This is a genomic window from Pontibacter diazotrophicus (genome assembly GCF_003367245.1).
GTDB lineage: Bacteria > Bacteroidota > Bacteroidia > Cytophagales > Hymenobacteraceae > Pontibacter > Pontibacter diazotrophicus.
On the sequence record NZ_QRGR01000035.1, the window covers coordinates 1 to 20102 of the forward strand.

Annotated in this window: 18 protein-coding genes; 12 read left to right on the top strand and 6 right to left on the bottom strand. The window is 47.1% G+C overall.

Translation table 11 applies throughout. The features are described 5' to 3' along the window. Positions 1-4415, bottom strand: a 4415-nt coding sequence (locus tag DXT99_RS22805) for a Kelch repeat-containing protein (RefSeq protein WP_115567910.1), incomplete at its 3' end; no start/stop codon positions are given. 952 nt (positions 4416-5367) lie between these two features. Between DXT99_RS22805 and DXT99_RS22810 the strand changes: the two genes are divergently transcribed. From DXT99_RS22810 to DXT99_RS22825, 4 genes are all read left to right on the top strand, one after another. Next, on the top strand, positions 5368-5532 hold the full coding sequence (locus tag DXT99_RS22810) for a transposase (RefSeq protein WP_115567911.1): 165 nt from the start codon (positions 5368-5370) through the stop codon (positions 5530-5532). A gap of 78 nt (positions 5533-5610) precedes the next feature. After that, positions 5611-5943 (top strand): transposase, encoded by a 333-nt coding sequence (locus tag DXT99_RS22815; protein WP_115567912.1) that lies wholly within the window; start codon positions 5611-5613, stop codon positions 5941-5943. 4 nt (positions 5944-5947) lie between these two features. Beyond that, positions 5948-6523 (top strand): IS3 family transposase, encoded by a 576-nt coding sequence (locus tag DXT99_RS22820; RefSeq protein ID WP_115567913.1) that lies wholly within the window; start codon positions 5948-5950, stop codon positions 6521-6523. 26 nt (positions 6524-6549) lie between these two features. After that, the gene (locus DXT99_RS22825; protein ID WP_181885227.1) at positions 6550-6780 is read left to right on the top strand and encodes an IS3 family transposase; all 231 of its coding nucleotides are present in this window, start codon (positions 6550-6552) and stop codon (positions 6778-6780) included. Between the two features lie 192 nt (positions 6781-6972). On the opposite strand, the gene DXT99_RS26885 is transcribed toward DXT99_RS22825, so the two are convergent. Beyond that, entirely contained in the window at positions 6973-7164 is a 192-nt protein-coding gene (locus tag DXT99_RS26885; protein WP_147294284.1) for a hypothetical protein, read from the bottom strand. Positions 7165-7264: 100 nt separating this feature from the next. After that, entirely contained in the window at positions 7265-7456 is a 192-nt protein-coding gene (locus DXT99_RS22830) for a hypothetical protein (protein WP_115567915.1), read from the bottom strand. 400 nt (positions 7457-7856) lie between these two features. On the opposite strand from DXT99_RS22830, the gene DXT99_RS22835 reads away from it, so the two are divergent. From DXT99_RS22835 to DXT99_RS22850, 4 genes are all read left to right on the top strand, one after another. Continuing rightward, positions 7857-9248 carry an undecaprenyl-phosphate glucose phosphotransferase gene (locus DXT99_RS22835; protein WP_115567916.1) on the top strand — a complete coding sequence of 464 codons (1392 nt, stop codon included), beginning with the start codon at positions 7857-7859 and terminating at the stop codon, positions 9246-9248. Between the two features lie 366 nt (positions 9249-9614). Next, on the top strand, positions 9615-9824 hold the full coding sequence (locus DXT99_RS22840) for a hypothetical protein (RefSeq protein WP_115567917.1): 210 nt from the start codon (positions 9615-9617) through the stop codon (positions 9822-9824). A 249-nt stretch (positions 9825-10073) separates the two neighbouring features. Beyond that, on the top strand, positions 10074-11486 hold the full coding sequence (locus tag DXT99_RS22845; protein WP_115567918.1) for an APC family permease: 1413 nt from the start codon (positions 10074-10076) through the stop codon (positions 11484-11486). 286 nt (positions 11487-11772) lie between these two features. Further along, positions 11773-12318 (top strand): SAM-dependent methyltransferase, encoded by a 546-nt coding sequence (locus DXT99_RS22850; RefSeq protein WP_115567919.1) that lies wholly within the window; start codon positions 11773-11775, stop codon positions 12316-12318. 152 nt (positions 12319-12470) lie between these two features. Here DXT99_RS22850 and DXT99_RS22855 read toward each other — a convergent pair whose 3' ends face one another. From DXT99_RS22855 to DXT99_RS22865, 3 genes are all read right to left on the bottom strand, one after another. Next, positions 12471-13703 (bottom strand): S8 family peptidase, encoded by a 1233-nt coding sequence (locus DXT99_RS22855; RefSeq protein WP_115567920.1) that lies wholly within the window; start codon positions 13701-13703, stop codon positions 12471-12473. A gap of 609 nt (positions 13704-14312) precedes the next feature. Then, positions 14313-15053, bottom strand: a complete 741-nt coding sequence (locus tag DXT99_RS22860; protein WP_181885228.1) for a (Fe-S)-binding protein — start codon at positions 15051-15053, stop codon at positions 14313-14315. A 2-nt stretch (positions 15054-15055) separates the two neighbouring features. Next, a complete protein-coding gene (locus DXT99_RS22865) occupies positions 15056-15901 on the bottom strand; it encodes a hydroxymethylglutaryl-CoA lyase (RefSeq protein ID WP_115567921.1) in 846 nt (281 codons plus the stop codon). 162 nt (positions 15902-16063) lie between these two features. On the opposite strand from DXT99_RS22865, the gene DXT99_RS22870 reads away from it, so the two are divergent. The 4 genes from DXT99_RS22870 (at position 16064) to DXT99_RS22885 (ending at position 20030) form a co-directional block, all read left to right on the top strand. Then, complete coding sequence (locus DXT99_RS22870) at positions 16064-16918, top strand: SDR family oxidoreductase (RefSeq protein ID WP_115567922.1); 855 nt, start codon at positions 16064-16066, stop codon at positions 16916-16918. Positions 16919-16922: 4 nt separating this feature from the next. Next, positions 16923-18350, top strand: a complete 1428-nt coding sequence (locus DXT99_RS22875; RefSeq protein WP_220273434.1) for an aldehyde dehydrogenase — start codon at positions 16923-16925, stop codon at positions 18348-18350. Positions 18351-18498: 148 nt separating this feature from the next. Further along, positions 18499-18894 carry a hypothetical protein gene (locus DXT99_RS22880; RefSeq protein ID WP_115567923.1) on the top strand — a complete coding sequence of 132 codons (396 nt, stop codon included), beginning with the start codon at positions 18499-18501 and terminating at the stop codon, positions 18892-18894. A 77-nt stretch (positions 18895-18971) separates the two neighbouring features. Next, a complete protein-coding gene (locus tag DXT99_RS22885) occupies positions 18972-20030 on the top strand; it encodes a CNNM domain-containing protein (protein WP_115567924.1) in 1059 nt (352 codons plus the stop codon). Positions 20031-20102 lie beyond the last annotated feature (72 nt).

Below are 20102 nucleotides of genomic sequence, written 5' to 3' on the forward strand. Positions count from 1 at the left end.
TACATGGCATCATCTGAGGTGCCTGAAATGGAGCTTGTTGTGGAGTAGGTATAGCCGGGTACAGGTGAAAAATAATTATCGGCCGAAAAGGTGCCTATAGAATTGGTCACCTCCCCCCCTCCGGAGTTGATGCGGTACACTGCAGTGCCCGTACCCCCAGTATTATTATGTCCCTCTCCGGATAACTCAACTGCTAACGGAGTAGTGCTGCCTGAATGTGTTATGCTCATTTTGGCTACTTTTGTTCCCGCTGAAGCAGGTGTAAACTTCACGCTTATACTAGTTGAAGCACCGGCAGCTAAAATGAGCGACTGCGTAAAATTATGTGTAAATTCACTATTATTAGTGCCTGTGATAGAAACAGAAGACATCTCCAATGTGGTGGTTGTGTTATTAGTCAAAGTAACATCTTGTGCTTCGGAAGTAGTGCCAGCCTGCTGGGAGAAGAAATGCAGGCTGTTAGGTGAGGCGGAAACAGCATTTGTTCCTCCACTTAAGGCAATAACACTGCTCCCGTTCTGGCCGGAGTGGTTTATCACCATTTCCGCTCCTTGTGCTTCTGAAGTGGTAGGTTGGTATGTCACCGTTATATTCAAACTTTTCCCAACAGGAAGAACGAACGGAAGGGCATAAGGGGCATTGTAGGAAAAAGAACTGCCGCCGCTTATAGTAATGGAAGTTATAACTATATCCTGGTTGCCTTCTGAATTGCTTATCGTGACAGTTTTGCTACTACTTGCATTTACGTCAACAGTCCCGAAGCTCACTGTTGATGGCGTATTTAACCGGCTTTGCGTTAATGCAACTCCATCAGGAGAAGAAGGAGCATACATGTAAAAAGCTTCCTGAGTGCTTAACTCGGGGCTCCCCCCCCTGCTTCCAGAACCCGCAACAATATAGATGCCGTTATTGCTCGTGATGGCTTGTGTGCCATGTCTGCCCCTTACCAGGTCTGCTAACCTTCGCCAGGAGTTTGTCCGCACGTTGAAGGCCTCTGTTTCCACATGAGCTGTTGACTGTGAACCACTTTCGCCTCCAATCACAAGCAACTCATCTCCGAGCACAGCAGTGGCTGCACCGGCTCTTTGCGTTGGTATGTTACTACTGCCGGGGAGCGTTTCCCATTTATTTGTTTCAAAATCAAAAACGTCTACCTCCGGTACTGTCAATTTGAAGGTTTCGCCTGTGGCATCTGATGAACGGCGACCACCAGCCAGGTACAGTTTGTTATTGATTACTGCTGCATGGTAATGGTCTCTGGCCCGAGGAGCGTCTGGTAGCGTTTTCCATGTGTTTGTGAGCGGGTCATACTCGTCGAACCAGGCGACGTGTCCGGAACTATGCCCATCTGTAATACCACTAACCAGGTAAATTTTCTTATTGTGCACCACTACTCCTGCCGACCCCCTGCGTCTGGTTTCCGGTATTGTGGGCCCATCCAGCCATTTATCTGTTACAGGATTATAGATATACACCTTAGGCACAGGCTTTTCATATGGATAACCTCCTGTAAAAGCTCCTGCCACATATATTAAGCCGTCAATGGTAACCGCCTGGAAATGGTGAAGCTCTGTAGGGGTGCTGGCTTTGTTTGCCCAGGTTTTAGTTGCCGGGTCATATACCTGAACTGGCTTTACTCCCCGGCCACCCAAGAGGTAAAACTTGTCTCCTGCCTGTACAAAAGCGTTTTCATGCCTTGCCGTAGGAGCACCGCTGGCAGGAATGTCTGCTTGCCAATTACCTGTCGTTGTTGCAGGGTCAGTAGTTACCTTTATCACATCCCATGTAGCTGTAAAAGGCACAGCATCACGTGAAGTAGAAATAATACCAACAGCTAAAGCCGGTGAGCCCTGTATGGCCTCTAACAGAGCGCCGCTAACCTGAACAGGGGTCCCTAAGTTTATAACTGCTCCCCCATCCTGGCTGTACTTAGGCTGAACTGTCCCCGCAGCCGGATCTACAGACAAAAAGAGTTCGAGAGATGAGCCAGGCATTCCCCCGGTCAATGCAAACTGCTGGGAGCTAGGCTGCCCCGCATTCTCGTATACCACTTCTATTCCGCCCTGCCCGCTGTTGGCATTCAGCGTTATCTTCAGGTAATTATCCTGGTCGCCTGTGCCGATGTAGAGACCTTGTGATTGTGAATTTTGAGGGACTTTATTATCAAAGAATGGCCCCAGCATAGTGGTTTGCACCGTGAAGGGACCTGTTTTAGAACTTACATTCACACCAAATTGGAAACCGTTTTCCTGATTATTCAGTGTCCCTAATGCATCACCGGCTGAAACTGCCTCCACAGAAAATGCACCAACGGCCCCACCTGCAATCAAGTTTTCTTCAAAGAATAAGTTATACCAATCATTATCTGTCTGTTTATTGCTCATTAGCCCAGTGAATCCTAACCCAAAAAGCCCAGTTCCCGGATGGTTGTTGAACAGCTCGTAGTCAAGGGGAAGATATGTGGAGAGGCCATTCTTGGCATCTAACGCAAAATAATCTATATTATCACCTAAGCCATCGTTATCATCATCAGGGTCGTTTAAATCTGATAAGTAATCTTTGTCGAAGTCCGCAGGCATGCTGGAGGCCGAGCAGAGGTTTGTGGCATTGTCAATTTCATCCGCGTTAGAGTAGCCATCGCTGTCTTCATCTAAAGTAGTACTATACTCGCCGGAGCAGGCTATAAAATCTCCTGGCTCAAAAATGGTAATAACATCTGAACCATATGTGGCTGCCCAAACCGAACCAGGGAATATGTCAGCATCTCCCTGGGCCGTAACATCCAATGGCTGTGAACCAAAACCTGAAGCAAAAGCGATGTCTTGATTTAGCTTATTAGTACTCGATTTTAGATTTGTTACGTCACTTCCATCTTCGGTTAAGTTTATTTTAAAAATGTCACCATTATAGCCGGCAGCCAGTAAGGCCCCTTGCATAGAACCATCGAAGTTAGAGGCGGTATACTCCACCAGCCCATTGGTGGAGGTGGAGAAAGTGAGCAGCGCCAGGTCTGTTTCACCTGGGTTCTGGAAATCCCCCTCAACCGGATTCGCCATCGCTAAGGGGACAGGAGGCCAGTCTGCCGGCAAGGGGTGAGTGCCTGTCTTGCTGGTGCGCCATACGCCTGTTGTGCCGTCATGGGTGTACAGGCCTGCCCCGGCGGGGTTGGCACGCGTAGGTGCTGGGTGGCCGGCATAGTGGCTGCCAGGCACGTAGGTGCCTATGTTTCCGATGTAGTGCAGGTTATCCAGGTTGTTGACCTTCGGGTCGTTGGGCCCAGGGCCTGTAGACCCTGGCTCTCCACTAACATAGTTGTTGGTTACTCTACCGTCAGACCCTTCGTTCTCCGGATGCCCGCCCCAGCCACCGTTCGCCCCGTTGTCGATGGTGTACATCCTGCCTTCCTTCCCGGGTGTTTTGGTGATGACTAAGTCATAGGCATTGCGGTAGCCGGGGGAAAACACCTGCACGGGACCGCCCGCTACCAGCTTTGCCTGGTTCAGCCCGTCGTTTCCGCCGAAAGGGTCATTCACGTCCGAGCCGTCCGGATTGTTGGCCCTGGTAGGGTCGTCTAAAGTCGGCAAATTATACTTGTAAGCCGAACTGCCGCTTCCCTGTGTCGGCATGGCCTCTATGACATCTAAATCGATGGAGAGTATAGCCGCCCCCAGGGCATATTCTGTGATGAATGCGAAATTGTTGGACGGGGAACCTGCATTGGTAAAGCCCCCCACCGCCAGGTAGAGCGTGTTTGTCTGCTCATCGAGCTGCATGCCGTTCACGGCGTGGTTCTCCTCTGAGCGGGGCAATCCCCTTACCAGGTCCACCTTCTGCCATCCGCTGCTTGTCTTGGTCAACCGGGACACGATGCCTGAGTTGGTGTCGAGGTTCTTGTCACCGGAGGATGAGCCGCCGCCTATCCGGCTGTCGCTTGAGCTGACATAGAGGACAGGCTGTGCGGCAGTGCCTGTCACAAGAATGCCTGTTACCTGGCGTGTCTTGACGTTTGTGTTGAGGGCGCCGTCATCGTTGTAATTGGCAATCTGGTTTATCAGACCGATAGTCTCTGTGGCAGTGACAGCATAGTCGTTGGCTGCGTTTCTTTCGATAGTGAAGGCCTTGATGATGCCGTTCTGCTGCGAGACATAAAGCCGGCCGTCAGGGCCAAACTGCAGGGAGGTCGGGTTAACCAAAGACACCCCCTGCAGGCCGCTGGAAGAAAAGCTATATTGTATATTTGCCAACATCACACCGGTTAGGTCTTCCGGAGGGAGCTTCGCCTTTTTCTTCTTTTCCTTTTTTGGCTTATCGTTAGTTTGTGCCCAGCCATCAGGAACAGCAAATAAGAGAAAGATAATGGTGCATATCCAGAAAACAGTTTTCCAGACAGAGCGGGTAGTAAACGTTAGGCTCATAGGAGTAAAAATATAGTTCAGAAGAGGACAGTTAATGCGATAAAATCAGACATGTTCAGGAAGAGACCTCTATAACATCATGAGCAAGATTACCCAATAGGTAACCCTTGAGCAGGCTATTCCCTCTAAATGAAATGCCAGAAACATCGAAAACAATGCTTCTGCTTTTACCAGAGCGTGTAGTAACTGCTCAGAGGAATCCACTATAAATAGTTTCTTAAAATATATAGATAGAAACAGGGTTTCTATCTATATGGTGTGTTAATTATGCTTAATTCAAGATAAATCTGTATTGCTTATAATAACAGTAAATACAAGTATTTGATGTAAACTATTAAATGTATACTTAGTTTAAGCCGTAAAAGATGTTGATTAAACAACTTATACTATGAAATAAGTAATATTTTTTATTGATTTATTTCACAAATGGGTAAATGGCAGGATTTTGCTCGTAGATGGTTTAATATATCTAGTTACTATTAAAAACTACATAATATCATGGTATATTTACCTAATACATATTTAGCTTATTTATATAGAACATTACAATAATTCGTAGTTATAGCGATACTTCTGAAGCAGGAAAATTGCAGAAGTATCTGACAGTAAGAATTAACAAACACAGAGGAGCAATGTTAGGTAGCAAGATGATTTACAGTAAAAGAGACTGTTTCATCTGCACGACAATTGCTGTTATTACAAAATTGGGAAATAGTTTAACCAACATTCAATTTGAATGTATTTACATGAATCCTAGGCCCACTTATACTATTGGCACTACACCATGCTATCCGAAGCTACTATACAAGTAACCATCATTCACGACACTTAAGAAATCAATTACGTGAAATTAACCAACCCTAAAGTTGAACAATACTATAGAGGCAATTAATACTCCCCAGATTTAGGTCCACTATTTTAATTGACGTATAACTTTTAACTTAGTGAAACAATGAACGGGAAAAGAAGGAAATTCAGCGCGGCTTTCAAGGCCAAGGTAGCCCTGGAGGCTCTCAAAGAGCGGGAGAGCCCGGCGGAGCTGTCCAAACGCTTCGAGGTGCACCCGAACATGATCAGCAAATGGAAGCAGGAGTTTGTGGAGAACTCTTGTCTTTGAAAAGGAGAAGGGGATTTGCTACATTTGACTGGAGACTTTTGATAGGCAGATTTATGAAAGGTATTAAATTTGACTATTATGGAAAGACGAGTATTTGACGCCTCCTTCAAGCGGATGGCCATTGACCTCTCCTATGCGAGGGGATCAGTAAAAGAAGTGGCTGATGAGTTGGGGATATACTCTGGCCGGCTGAGCAAGTGGCGGCAGAAAGACAGCTTGACAGTCCGGTCCGCCGAAGGGCTGACAGAGGAGCAGAGGGAGATAAAGCGGCTGAAGGAGGCGCAGCTGGAGCGCGATGGACCCGATGCTGACGCACGTCTGCGGGTTAAAAAAGGCGGTGAGCATCTTCTCCTGGGGAGACGGAGGATATACGGGTTCATAAAGGAGCACCGAAACCAATTCCCCGCCTGAGAAGATGTGTCAGGTACTGAAGGTCAGTGCCAGTGGCTATTATTACTGGCTCAAGAACCCGGTGGGCCTGCGGGAGCAGAAAGAGCAGCACCTCGTAACTCAGATTAAAGAGGTTCATGAGCAGAGCAAGTGCCGCTACGGCTCCCCCAGGATTGCCGTGGAACTCAAAGAACAGGGTATTCACGTGTCGCGCCCCCGCGTGGCCAGGCTGATGCAGAAGCACCGGATAAAAAGCATCGTACGGAAGAAATACAGGGTGCAGACCACTGACTCCAACCATACATATACAGTGGCCGAGAATTTCCTCAACCGGGACTTCTTTGCCGAGCGGCCGGCAGAGAAGTGGGTGTCAGATTTAACCTGCATCAGAACCGGGGAAGGCTGGCTTTACCTGACGGTGGTACTGGATCTGGCCGACCGTAAAATAGTGGGCTGGGCGCTGAGTGAGACGATGGAGGCGGAAGCGACCACCGTGGCGGCCTGGCAGATGGCGGTGAGCAGCAGGCCCCTGTTCCACTCCCTTTTGTTTCACTCCGACCGGGGCGTGCTTACGCCTGCAGTGCCTTCCGGGAGCAGTTAGAGGGGATGCCGGTGCTGCAGCAGAGTATGAGCAGAAAGGGCAATTGTTGGGACAATGCGGTAGCCGAGAGCTTCTTTAAAACGATGAAGGCAGAGATGGTTTACCACCACAAGTTTGCTACCATAGCAGAGGCGAAGCTGGCCGTGTTTAAGTACATCGAGAGTTTCTACAACCGGAAAAGGAGGCATTCAGCGCTGGAATACCTGACACCTTGCCAATATGAAAGCCTGTTGTACAACCAAGCAGTGGCTGCCTGAGAAAGTCTCCAGTGAAACATTGCAATTCCATGGCACTCCTGCTTGATGGTTCGGATACACTCCTCCACATGTCAGTGCTTGGCTTTCACCTCTTCTTAGCGGTCTCTGCTGATTTGCCTGCACTGCTGCTGGTCAGGCAGGTACCTACATAGTGTCTCACGCGGCCTTCTTTGTCCATTATCTGAAACACCGTCACAAAACCGAAGCCCTTGAGGTGGGTAAAAAGGCCTTCCTGCGGCACCCCACCAGCTCATAGCGGCCCGGGGTGGTGGAGACGATGAGGTTTGTCTCCAGCCCTACCAGAAAACCCTCCTCCTGATGGCGGTAAACCCGGAAGTTAACAAGTACGCCTACGCCCAAGGTATCCGTATGAAAGAGTTTCATAAAGTTTAAACCCTTTACTGACCTGTGGTGCCTGCCCGAATAAAAATAACCGACCAACTCAGTGGCGCCAGGATCAGAGAAAGGTTTAACAAGCACCGAGTCATCCGCTGAGAGTACACTCTAATTTCAAGCCCTGCCTGACCACTTTGAAGAGGTCTTTACCGGTAAAGCTGTTGCTCAGGAGGAAGCGGTTTATCTCACCGTGTGACATTTCCAGCACCTTACTGGCCTTCACGCAGCTAACCTTTCGTGACTCGCTCAGCAAATAAGCTATGTATTGAGCAGATTCCATGGCTTTTTATATTCTTCTACGTTCTACCTGATAGGTGCGTATCACGGCACCTTCTGCTAATTATCATACAAAATATGATCGATAATCAAAATTTAAATAATTTTATTTATTCAAAAAAAATTCAAAAAATTATTCACCCTTCATTAATGCTCTTTAGCTAATAAAAGTACTATATACACATCATCAAAGTAGTAAATTTAGTATAAGTTGAAATATTATTACTAAATTTATAATGATTTAAATATTAGTTACTTTGTGAGAGGGTAGTACTATACAGCATTACTTACAATTCCTCTTGCTTTCATGTATTGAATCTATTTTATCCTAACGACACTTACTTTACCCATGAAATCAATTATTACTGCCGATTGATTATTCTGTGATTAATAATATCTGTACTATGGCTCAGAAATATTCCACCATATTTAGATGGATAAATGTCGTAGTGGACTATGCCCTTTTAAATGGGACCCTCTATGCCTCTTTTCTCATGTCAGATCATGATGTTATCTGGGTGGATGTGTATGATTATAAGCTGACGATATTACTTTTAAATTTCTGTTGGTTTTTTAGCGCCAGTACTTTTGACATCTACAGCCATGTCCTTAAGCGCGACGCAGTGCCTACTATGACGGCAAATATTGCCTCATTGTGTGCTTTTATAGCTATGGCTATCATTATCAAATTACTTCTACCTTACATTTATATACCTCCTACCCCTTTTATTTATTATTTTGCTCTATTTCCTGCGCTTCTACTGGTCTGGAGGTTTTTCTTTTTACTATTAAGAAAACACAAACGAAACTTCTGGCTTGGCTCTAATAGTATCGCTATTGTAGGAGCAGGCTCCGCAGGTATAGATCTTTATAACTATATTATGTCTAACCCCGAACTGGACTACCATATAGCTGGAGTTTTTGACGACGACCAAAGTAAGGTTCCGCCTTACATCAAATACCTCGGAAAGGCAGATGAATGCATTAACTATGCAAGTTCAAACAGAATAAGTGAGATATACTGTGCACTGCCCTACGATGAAAGCGAAAGAATAGAGAATTTATTACAGGAAGCGGATAAACATATGGTGCGATTCAGGTTAGTTCCTGATGTTAAAGGCACCATTCATCATAACTTTTTGGTGGAGATGTTTGGCTTTGTACCTGTACTGAAGCCACGAGAGGAGCCATTGGAAAATAAAGCGAATGAGATATTGAAAAGAATGTTTGATATCCTGTTTTCGTCTATGGTCATCATTTTAATTCTAAGCTGGTTGCTGCCTATCCTTGCCTTGGTGATCAAACTAGATTCTAAGGGTCCTGTTTTTTTTAAACAGTTGCGCTCCGGAAAGAACAACAAACCTTTTTACTGCCTGAAGTTTAGAAGCATGACAGTAAACAGTGAATGCGATAGCTTACAGACAAGCAAATACGATGCAAGGGTAACGCGAGTCGGAAGGATTTTGAGAAAGACCAGCATAGACGAATTTCCCCAGTTTATAAATGTATTTTTGGGAGATATGTCAGTCGTTGGTCCGCGGCCCCACATGTTAAAGCATACCCAAGACTATTCCCAGTTGATTGATAACTACATGGTGCGGCATTTTCTGACACCTGGCATTACAGGCTGGGCACAGGTTAACGGGTTTAGAGGCGAAACAAAAGAAACAACCGCCATGCTCAGCCGCGTGCAGGCAGACCTCTGGTACCTGGAGAACTGGTCTATACTACTTGACATCAAAATCATTTTCCTTACCATCTGGAACGGCTTAAGGAATAACGACAATGTTTATTAGCTTCTAATTAGTAGCAAAGCTATCGTAACGGCCTTACCGCTTCGTCTTTATTTACCCGGAAAATTGCCAGGCAACTAAGGCCTAGCGTAACTCAAAATACAGCAAAGCCAGTTTTTATACTCTGGTCAAAAGCATCAAAGGCACTTGTTCATGGGTTCCTATGCACGTCATCGGCCTGCAAACACAACATGCCCAGCGGGACAGCCGTATCACACCTTATAGCAGAATAAAGTAACGACATTTAAAAATAGGAATATATATCTTTATTCTGTTTTAACTCGTAACTCATATATATTGTAAAATTCACCGCTTCGGGTTATAAACACGAGGTGTTAAATTAATGTGAGACTTAAACAAAAAAACAAAATGAAAAAGCTATTTTTTGCAAGTGCCGTTCTTCTTGGTTCAATTAGTCTTTATTCGTGCGATGGCGGTGGAACCACCACAGAAGAAGGCACTGTAGTACAGACTGATACCACTGTATCTGAATTGGAAGTTGAGAGAACTACCATGGAAGTTGATACTACCATGGATACAGAAACTGAAACTATTGATATAGATAATGAGAACCAGTAAGATATAATATAATCTAAAGAATTATTTATAAGGTTTACTAAGTAACCTTTTTTTGAAGGGTGGTAGAGCACACAAAGCTTATTGTAGCTTTGATGCTTTACCACCCTTTATTTTTGAACTCTGTAAGGCCTCCTTCATAAAAAGCTGCTCATTACTTGCAACCCCTTATTCCTGAACATGATAGCCTTTCTGTTATTCAACTAGTCCATCATGGTTAACGTATGAGAAATTCATTCCTATATTATACCCATGCAGGAGAAACCAAGTCTGACAGAAACAGAAAAGCAGCAGGAGATAGCCGCCAATAAACTTGGTGAAGGCAGCGGTGGTGAACCGCAAGCCGCCCTAAGCATGACCGATGCCATAGCAGTGATAGTAGGTATAGTGGTGGGGGCAGGTATATTCCGAACCCCGTCACTGGTGGCGGCTAACACCGAAAGCAGCACCTGGTTTCTAATGACCTGGCTCCTGGGCGGAGCCGTGTCTTTTATCGGAGCGCTCTGTTATGCCGAACTCACCACCACTTACCCACATACCGGCGGCGATTATTATTTCTTAAAGCAGGCATTTGGCAGGCGGCTTTCTTTTCTGTTTGCATGGGCCCGAATGAGTGTTATCCAGACAGGCTCTATTGCGCTGCTTGCCTTTATTATTGGGGATTACCTGGCGCAGATTTACAGCATGGGCGAATATACCTCTGCCTTGTATGCCGTGTTGGTGGTGGTAGCTTTAACAGGCATCAATATTTTAGGGGTGAGTGTGGGAACAGGCGCACAAAAACTACTGATAACGCTGGAAGTGCTGGGGATACTGATCATTCTGCTGGCTGGCTTTTTTTTCGCACCGGCAGAGGCAGCTACTACAGAGCCTGCCTCTGAACAAAGTAACTCCTTAGGCCTGGCTATGGTTTTTGTGCTGCTCACTTTCGGGGGGTGGAATGAGGCAGCCTATATTTCGGCAGAGTTAAAGTCCGGGCACAGAGGCATGGTGAAAGTGCTGCTGTTAAGCATTCTGATTATCACAGCCATTTATGCGCTCATCAATCTGGCATTCCTAAATGTGCTGGGGCTAAATGGCGTAGCATCATCCGATGCCGTAGCAGGTGACCTGATGCGGTACACATTTGGAGAGGGAGGCGTTGTGCTGATTGGGTTGATCGTAACGATTGCGGCACTTACGTCTGCTAACGCCACCATCTTTACGGGCGCCCGCACCAACTATGCCCTGGGAAGAGACTTCAGAATTTTCAGCGCACTTGGCAAGTGGAATACACAAACATCCTCTCCGGCAAATGCTTTTATGGTGCAAGGTGGCATCGCATTGGCGCTGATAGGCTTGGGCCTCTTTACGCGGAACGGCTTCGAAACTATTGTAGAATACACCGCGCCGGTATTCTGGCTGTTTCTGCTGCTGATCGGTATCGCGCTCTTTGTTCTGCGCAATAAGAACCCGCAATTGGAACGCCCGTTTTCTGTGCCTTTGTACCCAATCACACCTATCATCTTCTGCCTTACCAGCGCTTACCTGTTTTATTCAAGCCTTGTATATACAGGGTTCGGCGCCCTGGTAGGAGTAGCTGTTCTGCTTATAGGCGCCTTGCTTCTGCTTGCCCTGCCAAAGCTTGATAAGCAGTCTCCTGCAAAGCCAACTCCTGAACAGTAGCTACACTGCCCAAGGGGATGCTCTTTCTATACCTGCCATCAGATTTATACTCAAAGAAAAAGACGTACCTATCATTCATTTTAACTTCAAGCCTAAACAACTGAATGACAATATAGTGCGTACTTAGAAGGGTTTCTACCGGGAGCCGTGCAAGCCAAAAAATGCCAAAGGCTATAGGGTATGGCATAGAAAAGCCCCCAGGATAATTTGTTTTAGATTTATGTGTTGTATACGGCAACACTTATCTATAGTCAGTGCATTACCTTGAGAACTTAAATAAAAAACTATGAAAGTAATTAAGAATTCACTCTCCACAATATTCATGGCTCTCTGTGCTATCGTTCTTATGCCGGCCCAGGAAGCAATGGCTCAAAACTTAGACGTGCCCTATGTGCCCACACGGCAGGTAGTAGTAGATGCCATGCTGGACATTGCCAACGTTTCAGAAAATGATGTGATATATGATCTGGGGTGTGGGGATGGCCGCATTGTGGTGACTGCTGCCAAAAAACACGGCGCAACAGGCACTGGCGTGGATATAAATCCAGAGCGCATTGCTGAGGCGAACGCCAATGCAAGAGAAGCAAACGTGACCGATAAGGTGAGATTTGTGGAAGGTAATTTGTTCGAGGTGGATCTCAGCGAAGCCACCGTCGTGAGCCTTTATTTACTACCCAAGGTTAACATGCAACTACGCCCAAAGCTGCTGCAGCTAAAGCCTGGTACCCGCATTGTTTCGCATGCTTTCGATATGGGCGACTGGGAACCGGACCAAACCATTGAGGTAGATGGCTCCACCATTCACTTCTGGACTGTACCAGAACGTAAATAACTTGGAATAGCCTCGCAGCTTAATATCCAGTTGTCTTGAAGACGCTGTGAGACATGTAAATTGCCTGAATAATTAAGTGCACGTACATAACTGAAATAGCCGCAGAAGGTACTCCTCTTGCGGCTATTTTTTTTAAAATCTAGAAAAATGGCTCACTTATGGGCAATAGGATCTGGAGTTTTGTCCCTGTCGCTTTTAACAAAACCACTGGTGTTAGGTTTGCCATTTGTCAGTAATAATACTCCTGCCACGTGCGGAGCAGCCATAGATGTTCCGCTGATGGTATTATAACCACCATCTTTCCAAGTAGATTTGATACTTACACCTGGAGCGCAGTAGTTTACTGGTGGGTTGCCATAGTTAGAGAAGCTGGCAAATATATCTGACGCATTCATGGCAGATACTGTAAAAATATCTGTTCCATTGGCGGCACGGGCTGGAGAAGAGTTATTTGCATCAGCACCATCATTTCCTGCCGCCAAAGCAAAAAAGACACCTTTACTCGCTGCAGCTACAACAGCATCATCCAATGCCTGTGAAACAGGTCCGCCTAAACTCATATTCGCTACGTCACCGGGCGCTCCATTGACCGCTACATAGTCCACACCCGCAATTACGCCCGAGTAAGAACCACTACCGCGGGAGTCAAGTACTTTCACAGGGACCACTGTGGCACCAGCAGCAACACCTATAACGCCAATAGTGTTGTCTATCGCCGCAATCGTACCTGCCACGTGTGTCCCGTGTCCGTTTCCATCATCAGCGCTCCTACCATCTTTTCCGCTTGTGAAAGCATTGAAACCGCGACCTGCATTTACGTTTAAGTCAGGATGGTCTAAATCAATACCTGTGTCTATTATCCACGCTGTTTTTCCCAAACCGCTATCTGTTCCAACACGTTTTATTCCCCAAGGGGTTTCTTCGGTAGTAGAGCCTCCACCTCCACCAGATCCGGGTCTGGCCAACACCATCATGCGATCCGGCTCCACATAGTCTACACGGGGGTCATTTTTCAGGCTCTCTACCTGGGCTTCGGAGAGTTTGGCTGCCACCCCTATGATAGCTTTGCCATACGCCTGCTCTATGGCTACCTCCCCCACTCCGTTTGCTGTCAACAACTCATGCCCCATTTCACGCACAGCATTAACACGCTGCTCATAAGTGGCTGTGGCATTTAAACGCAAGGTACCGTTATCCTTGAAAACCACAATGTACTGGCCGGGTATGATAGCACCATTCTCGCTGCTGGTCTGTAGGGTGGATTGAGGTGCTATGGCTTCTTCTATCTCTGCGTCGCAGGCAGTGAAAGTACAGGCTGCTGTTGCCACTGCAGCACTGCATAAGACGGAGCGCATTACTTTGCGCATGTGTAAAGCATATTTCATACCTTCTCTGTTTAATGAAAAATGGTTAATAGATATTTATCGAAGCGCAGATTTCCCCCCTAGTTTATTCCCCTAGTATAGTAGTGTGCAGGTTGAACGATAAGGCACCTTATGAGCGCATCATCCTGCTTATCCTTTAAGAAACAGTGTTTAATTATCTACAGAAAATATTATAATGTTTCCTGTGTTAATATACCTCTTCTTTTTCTTAAAGTTGGATTATTAACTAAGTAAAATTAAACGTTGACATCAAATTATTATAGAGGATTGCCTTAAAGTTTAAAGTCCAGATAAAAGGAAGTGTTACAGGTCCATCAGACCTGTTTAATCCCTTACATGTGCACTGCCAGCTCGAAAAGAAGAAGAGATTATTCCTGCTATTGTACAATTTATAACTCAAGCAGAAGGTAATGCAACGCACTCTTATATTCTATTGCTGTTCACAAGGCTGCTGTTTAAACACCCTTGATGCGAAGTAGCCAGGAGGTCTTGTTAGCATAAAAAAGCCTCTCCATATACTGGGAGGCTCTTGTATGCTTCTATAGCGAAGTATGTACTAGGCGAAGGAGCTTCAGAAAATCATTTATGTTTTTACTGATGCGCTTATAGTTACCACCCACTCGCCAGCACATCGGCAATGTGCATGGTTTTAATAGGCTTGTTCTGCCGCTGGATATAAGCCTCTAAATGCATCAGGCAGCTGCTGTCGGTAGACACAATATAATCAGCACCGGTGGCGATGGCATTCTCTACTTTCTGCTCGGCCATGGCCGTGGAAATTGCCTCGAACTTTACGGCGAAGGTACCTCCAAAGCCACAGCAGGTTTCATTGTCCTCCATCTCAACGAGCTCCAGCCCCTGCACTTTACTGAGCAGGGCGCGAGGGCCTTCCTTGATGCCGCATTCGCGCAAGGCACTGCAGGAGTCGTGGTAGGTGAATCTGCCTTGTAAAGCAGCTCCCGGAATACCAGTCACACCCAGCACATCAGTCAGAAATTCCGTCAGTTCATACACCTTCTTCTGCATGGCACGGTACTTCACCAGTTTCGACGACTTCACGAAAATATCCTGGTAAGCATTGCGCACCATGCCCACGCAGGATGCCGATGGCGCTACAATATAATGGGATGTCTCGCTCGAAAAATCATCCAGAAACTTGTTGGCTACCTCCCGGGCTTCGTCAAAGAAACCGGCATTGAAGGCGGGTTGCCCGCAACAGGTTTGATTTTGGTTATAATTGACTTCACAGCCAACCTTCTCCAGCACTTTCACCATGTTCATACCCGTCTCCGGAAAAAGCTGGTCTACGAAACAGGGGATAAATATATCTATTATTATTCTTCTTGCCATAGTTAAGAAAACACAGCGCCAGACTGCGCCATTGCGGATGCAAACGCTGCTTTGTTCAGGTTCAAATTTAAACCAATATTTTCGAAGTAAGCGATTAAATTCTCAGTAGGCATGTTTCCCACCAATTCGTCTTTTGCCATAGGGCAGCCGCCATAGCCGCGCAAAGCGCCATCAAAGCGACGGCATCCAGCTGTGTATGCCGCCTCCACTTTCTCCTGCCAGGTGTTGGGGTTTGTATGCAGGTGTGCCCCGAATTCTATATCCTGAAAGGCGGGAATAAGATGCTGAAACAGGTATGTGATACTGGCCGGGTCAGACACTCCGATGGTATCAGACAAAGAGATAATTTTTACCTGGAGCTGTTGCAAGTCCTCCACAAACCGAATCACCGTCTCCGCATCCCAGGGGTCGTTGTAGGGATTACCGAAACCCATGGAGATATATGTAACCAAAGTTTTGCCGTGTTTGTGGCAGATATCCTGGATCTGTACCAGCTGCTGCATAGCCTCTGCAATACTTTTGTTAGTGTTGCGCTGCTGAAACGTCTCCGACACTGACAGCGGAAAGCCGAGATATGCTATCTGCTGGTGCTGGGCAGCCTCCTCGGCCCCTCGTACGTTGGCAATGATTGCTAACAGTTTAGAAGTAGTCTCCTCCAGTTCAAGGTTCGCCAGCACTTCGGCCGTGTCACTCATCTGCGGAATGGCTTTAGGAGACACAAAACTACCGAAATCAATGGTGTCGAAACCGACTTTCAGAAGCTGGTTGATGTAGGCTATTTTCTGTTCTGTCGGTACAAAAGCCTTCATGCCTTGCATGGCATCGCGGGGGCACTCAATTATTTTCATCGTGTTGATTTACGTCTTCAAAACCATTTTGTGGCCTTTCCCAAAGATACAAATTCAAGGGAGCATTCCCTGTAAAATATACATGCCCAAACTTTCTGAAAACCATATAATTTACTTACTTTAATCTGTTGATTCCCGTGTTGCATTCAAATATAGTCTCCCATGACTCAGCTACGAAACAGTACCATACTCATTACGGGCGGCGCCTCCGGCATTGGCAGACTCATGGGCCTATTGAGTTTGCAAAGGGGCGCTAAGCAACTTATCATCTGGGACATTAACCGGCAAAACCTGCTAGAGGTTACAGCTGAGTTGCAAGCCATGGGATATCCTGTTTTGCCTTACGAGGTAGATGTAGCCAACACTGCCGCTGTTGAGGCGGCTGCAAAACGGGTACTGCAGGAAACAGGGCCACCTGATATACTTATTAACAACGCGGGGATAGTAGTAGGTAAAGTTTTTGCCGCGCACAGTTATGCTGATATTGCGAACACCCTAAACATTAATGTATTGGGTGTGATGGCAGTAACACGCGCCTTTTTGCCGGCCATTATTGAAAGAGGATCCGGACATGTGGTAAATATTGCTTCGGCAGCGAGCCTTATTCCTAACCCACGCATGAGTGTATATGCCGCCAGCAAGTGGGCTGTTCTGGGCTGGTCAGAAAGTTTCCGCCTGGAACTGGAGGCCTTGAAACTGGACCTACACGTCACCACTGTAACACCAAGCTATATAGACACGGGGATGTTTGCCGGTGCAAAAGCCCCGCTGCTCACACCTGTACTACAACCCGAAGAAGTGGCTGACGCCATACTGAAGGCTGTGGAGAAAAATAAAATTTTGCTGCGCAAGCCGTTCATCGTGCATTTGATACCGCTGCTGCGTGGCCTGCTGCCCACCCGCCTCTTCGACCTATTTGTGGGAAGAGGTTTTAAGGCCTATTCAACAATGGAAGGTTTTGTTGGGCACCCGGCTAACAAGACAGTCCCACGCCATAATTCATCCTTAAAGGTTTAAAGTTATGCCAGTCAGACATACTGCTCCCACTACAGTCCCCCCCTCCGGAAACGACCTGCTGCGCATACAGCAACTGGTACAGAAGCAACGCACCTTTTTTGCTACCGGGAAGACAAAGGAGCTGGATTTCCGGAAAGAGCAGCTCCTGCAATTGCAGCAAGCCATCAGAAAACATGAGCAGGAGCTGATAGACGCCATGTATGCCGACTTCCGCAAACCTGAGTTTGAATCTTTTATCTCAGAAATTGGCTTTGTGGAATTAGAGCTGAAACTCACCCTGAAAAACATCGAAAATTGGGTAAAGCCTAAGCCGGTGAAGGAGGCGCTTCTGAATTTCCCCTCCCGCAGCTACGTTTACTCCTCACCATATGGGATTAACCTCATCATCGGTCCCTGGAACTACCCTATTAATCTCCTGATTACGCCGCTCCTCGGAGCCATGGCCGCTGGCAACTGCATCATACTCAAACCCTCGGAAATAGCAGCCAACACCTCCGCCGTTATTGCGAAAATGATACGGGAAACCTTTGACGAGGAATATGTTGCCGCCGTAGAGGGGGGCGTAGAAACGACACAACACCTGTTGGCACAGCGCTTCGACCACATCTTTTTTACCGGCAGCACCCGGGTTGGGCAAATCATCATGAAATCCGCTGCAGAACATCTGACACCGGTTACGCTGGAGCTGGGCGGAAAGAGCCCTGCCATTGTAGCCGAGGATGCCGACCTGGAGCTGGCAGCGCGCCGCATTACCTGGGGAAAGTTCCTGAATGCGGGGCAAACCTGCGTAGCGCCGGACTATTTGCTGGTGCATGAACAGGTAAAAGAGGAACTGGTACAACTTATCACGCAATGCATCACAGATTTCTACGGCGATGACCCGGATAAAAGCCCCGATTTTGCCCGCATTATCAACGACAGTCACTACGAAAGGCTGAGTGGCCTTCTGCGGCAGGGCACCATCCGTACAGGTGGCCAAACAGATGCGAAGCAACGGTACATAGCCCCTACCCTGCTGGACCAGGTTGACTGGGAGCACCCGGTGATGCAGGAGGAAATTTTCGGTCCAATCCTGCCTGTGCTGTCCTACAGTAATCTGGCAGAAGCCATAGAGCTTGTGAACAGGGGCGAAAACCCGCTGGCGCTGTACTTCTTCTCATCCAGCAGAAAAAAACAGCAGACGGTGCTGCGTTGTACGCAGTTCGGGGGCGGGTGCATCAACGATACTGTTTCGCATCTTGTGAACCCCAACCTGCCCTTTGGTGGCGTTGGTGGAAGCGGCGTAGGAAGCTACCACGGCAAGAGCAGTTTTAATGTTTTCTCCCACCAGAAAAGCGTGCTGCACCGCGGCACCTGGCTCGACCTGCCCCTGCGCTACCCGCCTTACCAGAACCGCTTGCCCCTGCTCCGCAGACTTTTTAAATGGCTGTAACTGACAGCCAGCATCTTCACCCTCTTTTGAGCTTTTCCGGCAAACCTAGCAGCATATAGCTACGTTTTTAAGATGTATAACCGGTATTCGAAGTGTTTCGGGTACCGGCTACGACACCACTTATCACCTTTATACAAAATAGATCAAAATGGAAAACCTTGTAGAGTACCTTGATGAGTCGCTGGTGCCACTGGAGGAGAAGACAAAAACCTACCTTGACGTGGAGCATAACATTCGCTTGCTAGAGGTTGAACTGCTATCACTGCAAAGCATCAGGCCGGATTTTTCTCCTGACAGCCAGGATGCGGAGCAGAGTGCTTCAGCCGGAAACCTCAGCAGGAAATTGAACGACAAGGAGAAGCGGCTTGCAGAGTTGGTGGAGTACTATAAAGCACTGCGGCAGGAAGTAATAAATATGCTGCCCGAAACAAACAGGTTGTTTGAGCTGAACCTGGGGTATGGACCAAGCATGGTGGGTTATTTTACTATAGACCCGGAAACCCACCAACCGTTGCCTGAACCGGTCCTCCGCATAGTGCATTAAATCATGTAGCCGCCAGGGCGGCTGCCTCTGTTTTAATTGTCGCTATCTGCTTTATACTATACCACGTAGTCAAACCAATGGGTTTACTTTTACTATACTTATTTATTGCGCTGTTATTTTCATTTTTATGCTCCGTTCTCGAAGCCGTTCTGCTAAGTATCACCCCTTCTTACATCAGTATAGCTTCCCAGGAAGACCCTGCATTAGGTAAAGACCTGGAGAAGTTTAAGGACAATGTAGACAGGCCGCTGGCCGCCATCTTAACGCTTAACACCTTCGCCCACACCATTGGCGCAGCCGGTGTAGGTGCGCAGGCACAAGTATTGTGGGGAGATGCCTACCTCTCTGTCACCTCTGCCGTCCTGACCATCATCATTCTCATCTTTTCCGAAATCATACCTAAAACCATTGGTGCCAACCACTGGAGGCAGCTGGCCCCCTTCACTGTCCGCACGCTGAAGGTCATGATCTATTCACCACTCTACCCTATCATAATCCTGTCTCAGTTTATAACAAAGCGGCTCAAAAACGAAAAAAACCGGAGTGTGCTAAGCCGGGCTGATTTTACGGCCATGGCGGAAATAGGCATAAAGGAAGGAATATTCAAGAAGGGTGAATCACAGATCATCCGGAATATCCTGCGATTCAACAAAATTATGGTGCGCCATGTTATGACTCCCCGCACCGTTGTGGTGAGTGCCCGGGAAGACATGTCCATCATTGAGTTTTTCAGAAGTTTCCCGGACCTGCGCTTCTCCCGCATTCCTATATATAGAGAGAGCCTGGATGATGTTAGCGGCTATGTGTTAAAAGATGAGGTGATGTATAAACTCATCCAGAATGAAGGAGACAAACCACTGAAGTCCATCGCCAGAAAGATTCAGGTAGTACCGGAGCACATGCCCATTCCTACTCTCTTTAACCGCTTGATGGAGCACCAGGACCAGGTGGCCCTGGTGGTAGACGAGTACGGGGGCACAGCAGGGCTGATAAGCATAGAAGACATCATCGAAACCTTGCTTGGCATGGAAATTATTGATGAAATGGACCAGATAGCTGACTTGCAAAAGTGGGCACGCAGCAATTGGGAGAAGCGCTCCAGGCGCCTGGGCTTCAGACCTGGAGAAGAGGCATAAAGAAAGCACTCAATCAAGTCATTAACTTCCTATCCTCCACATGCTACGGCAGCCTTACACGTAAGCCCAAAA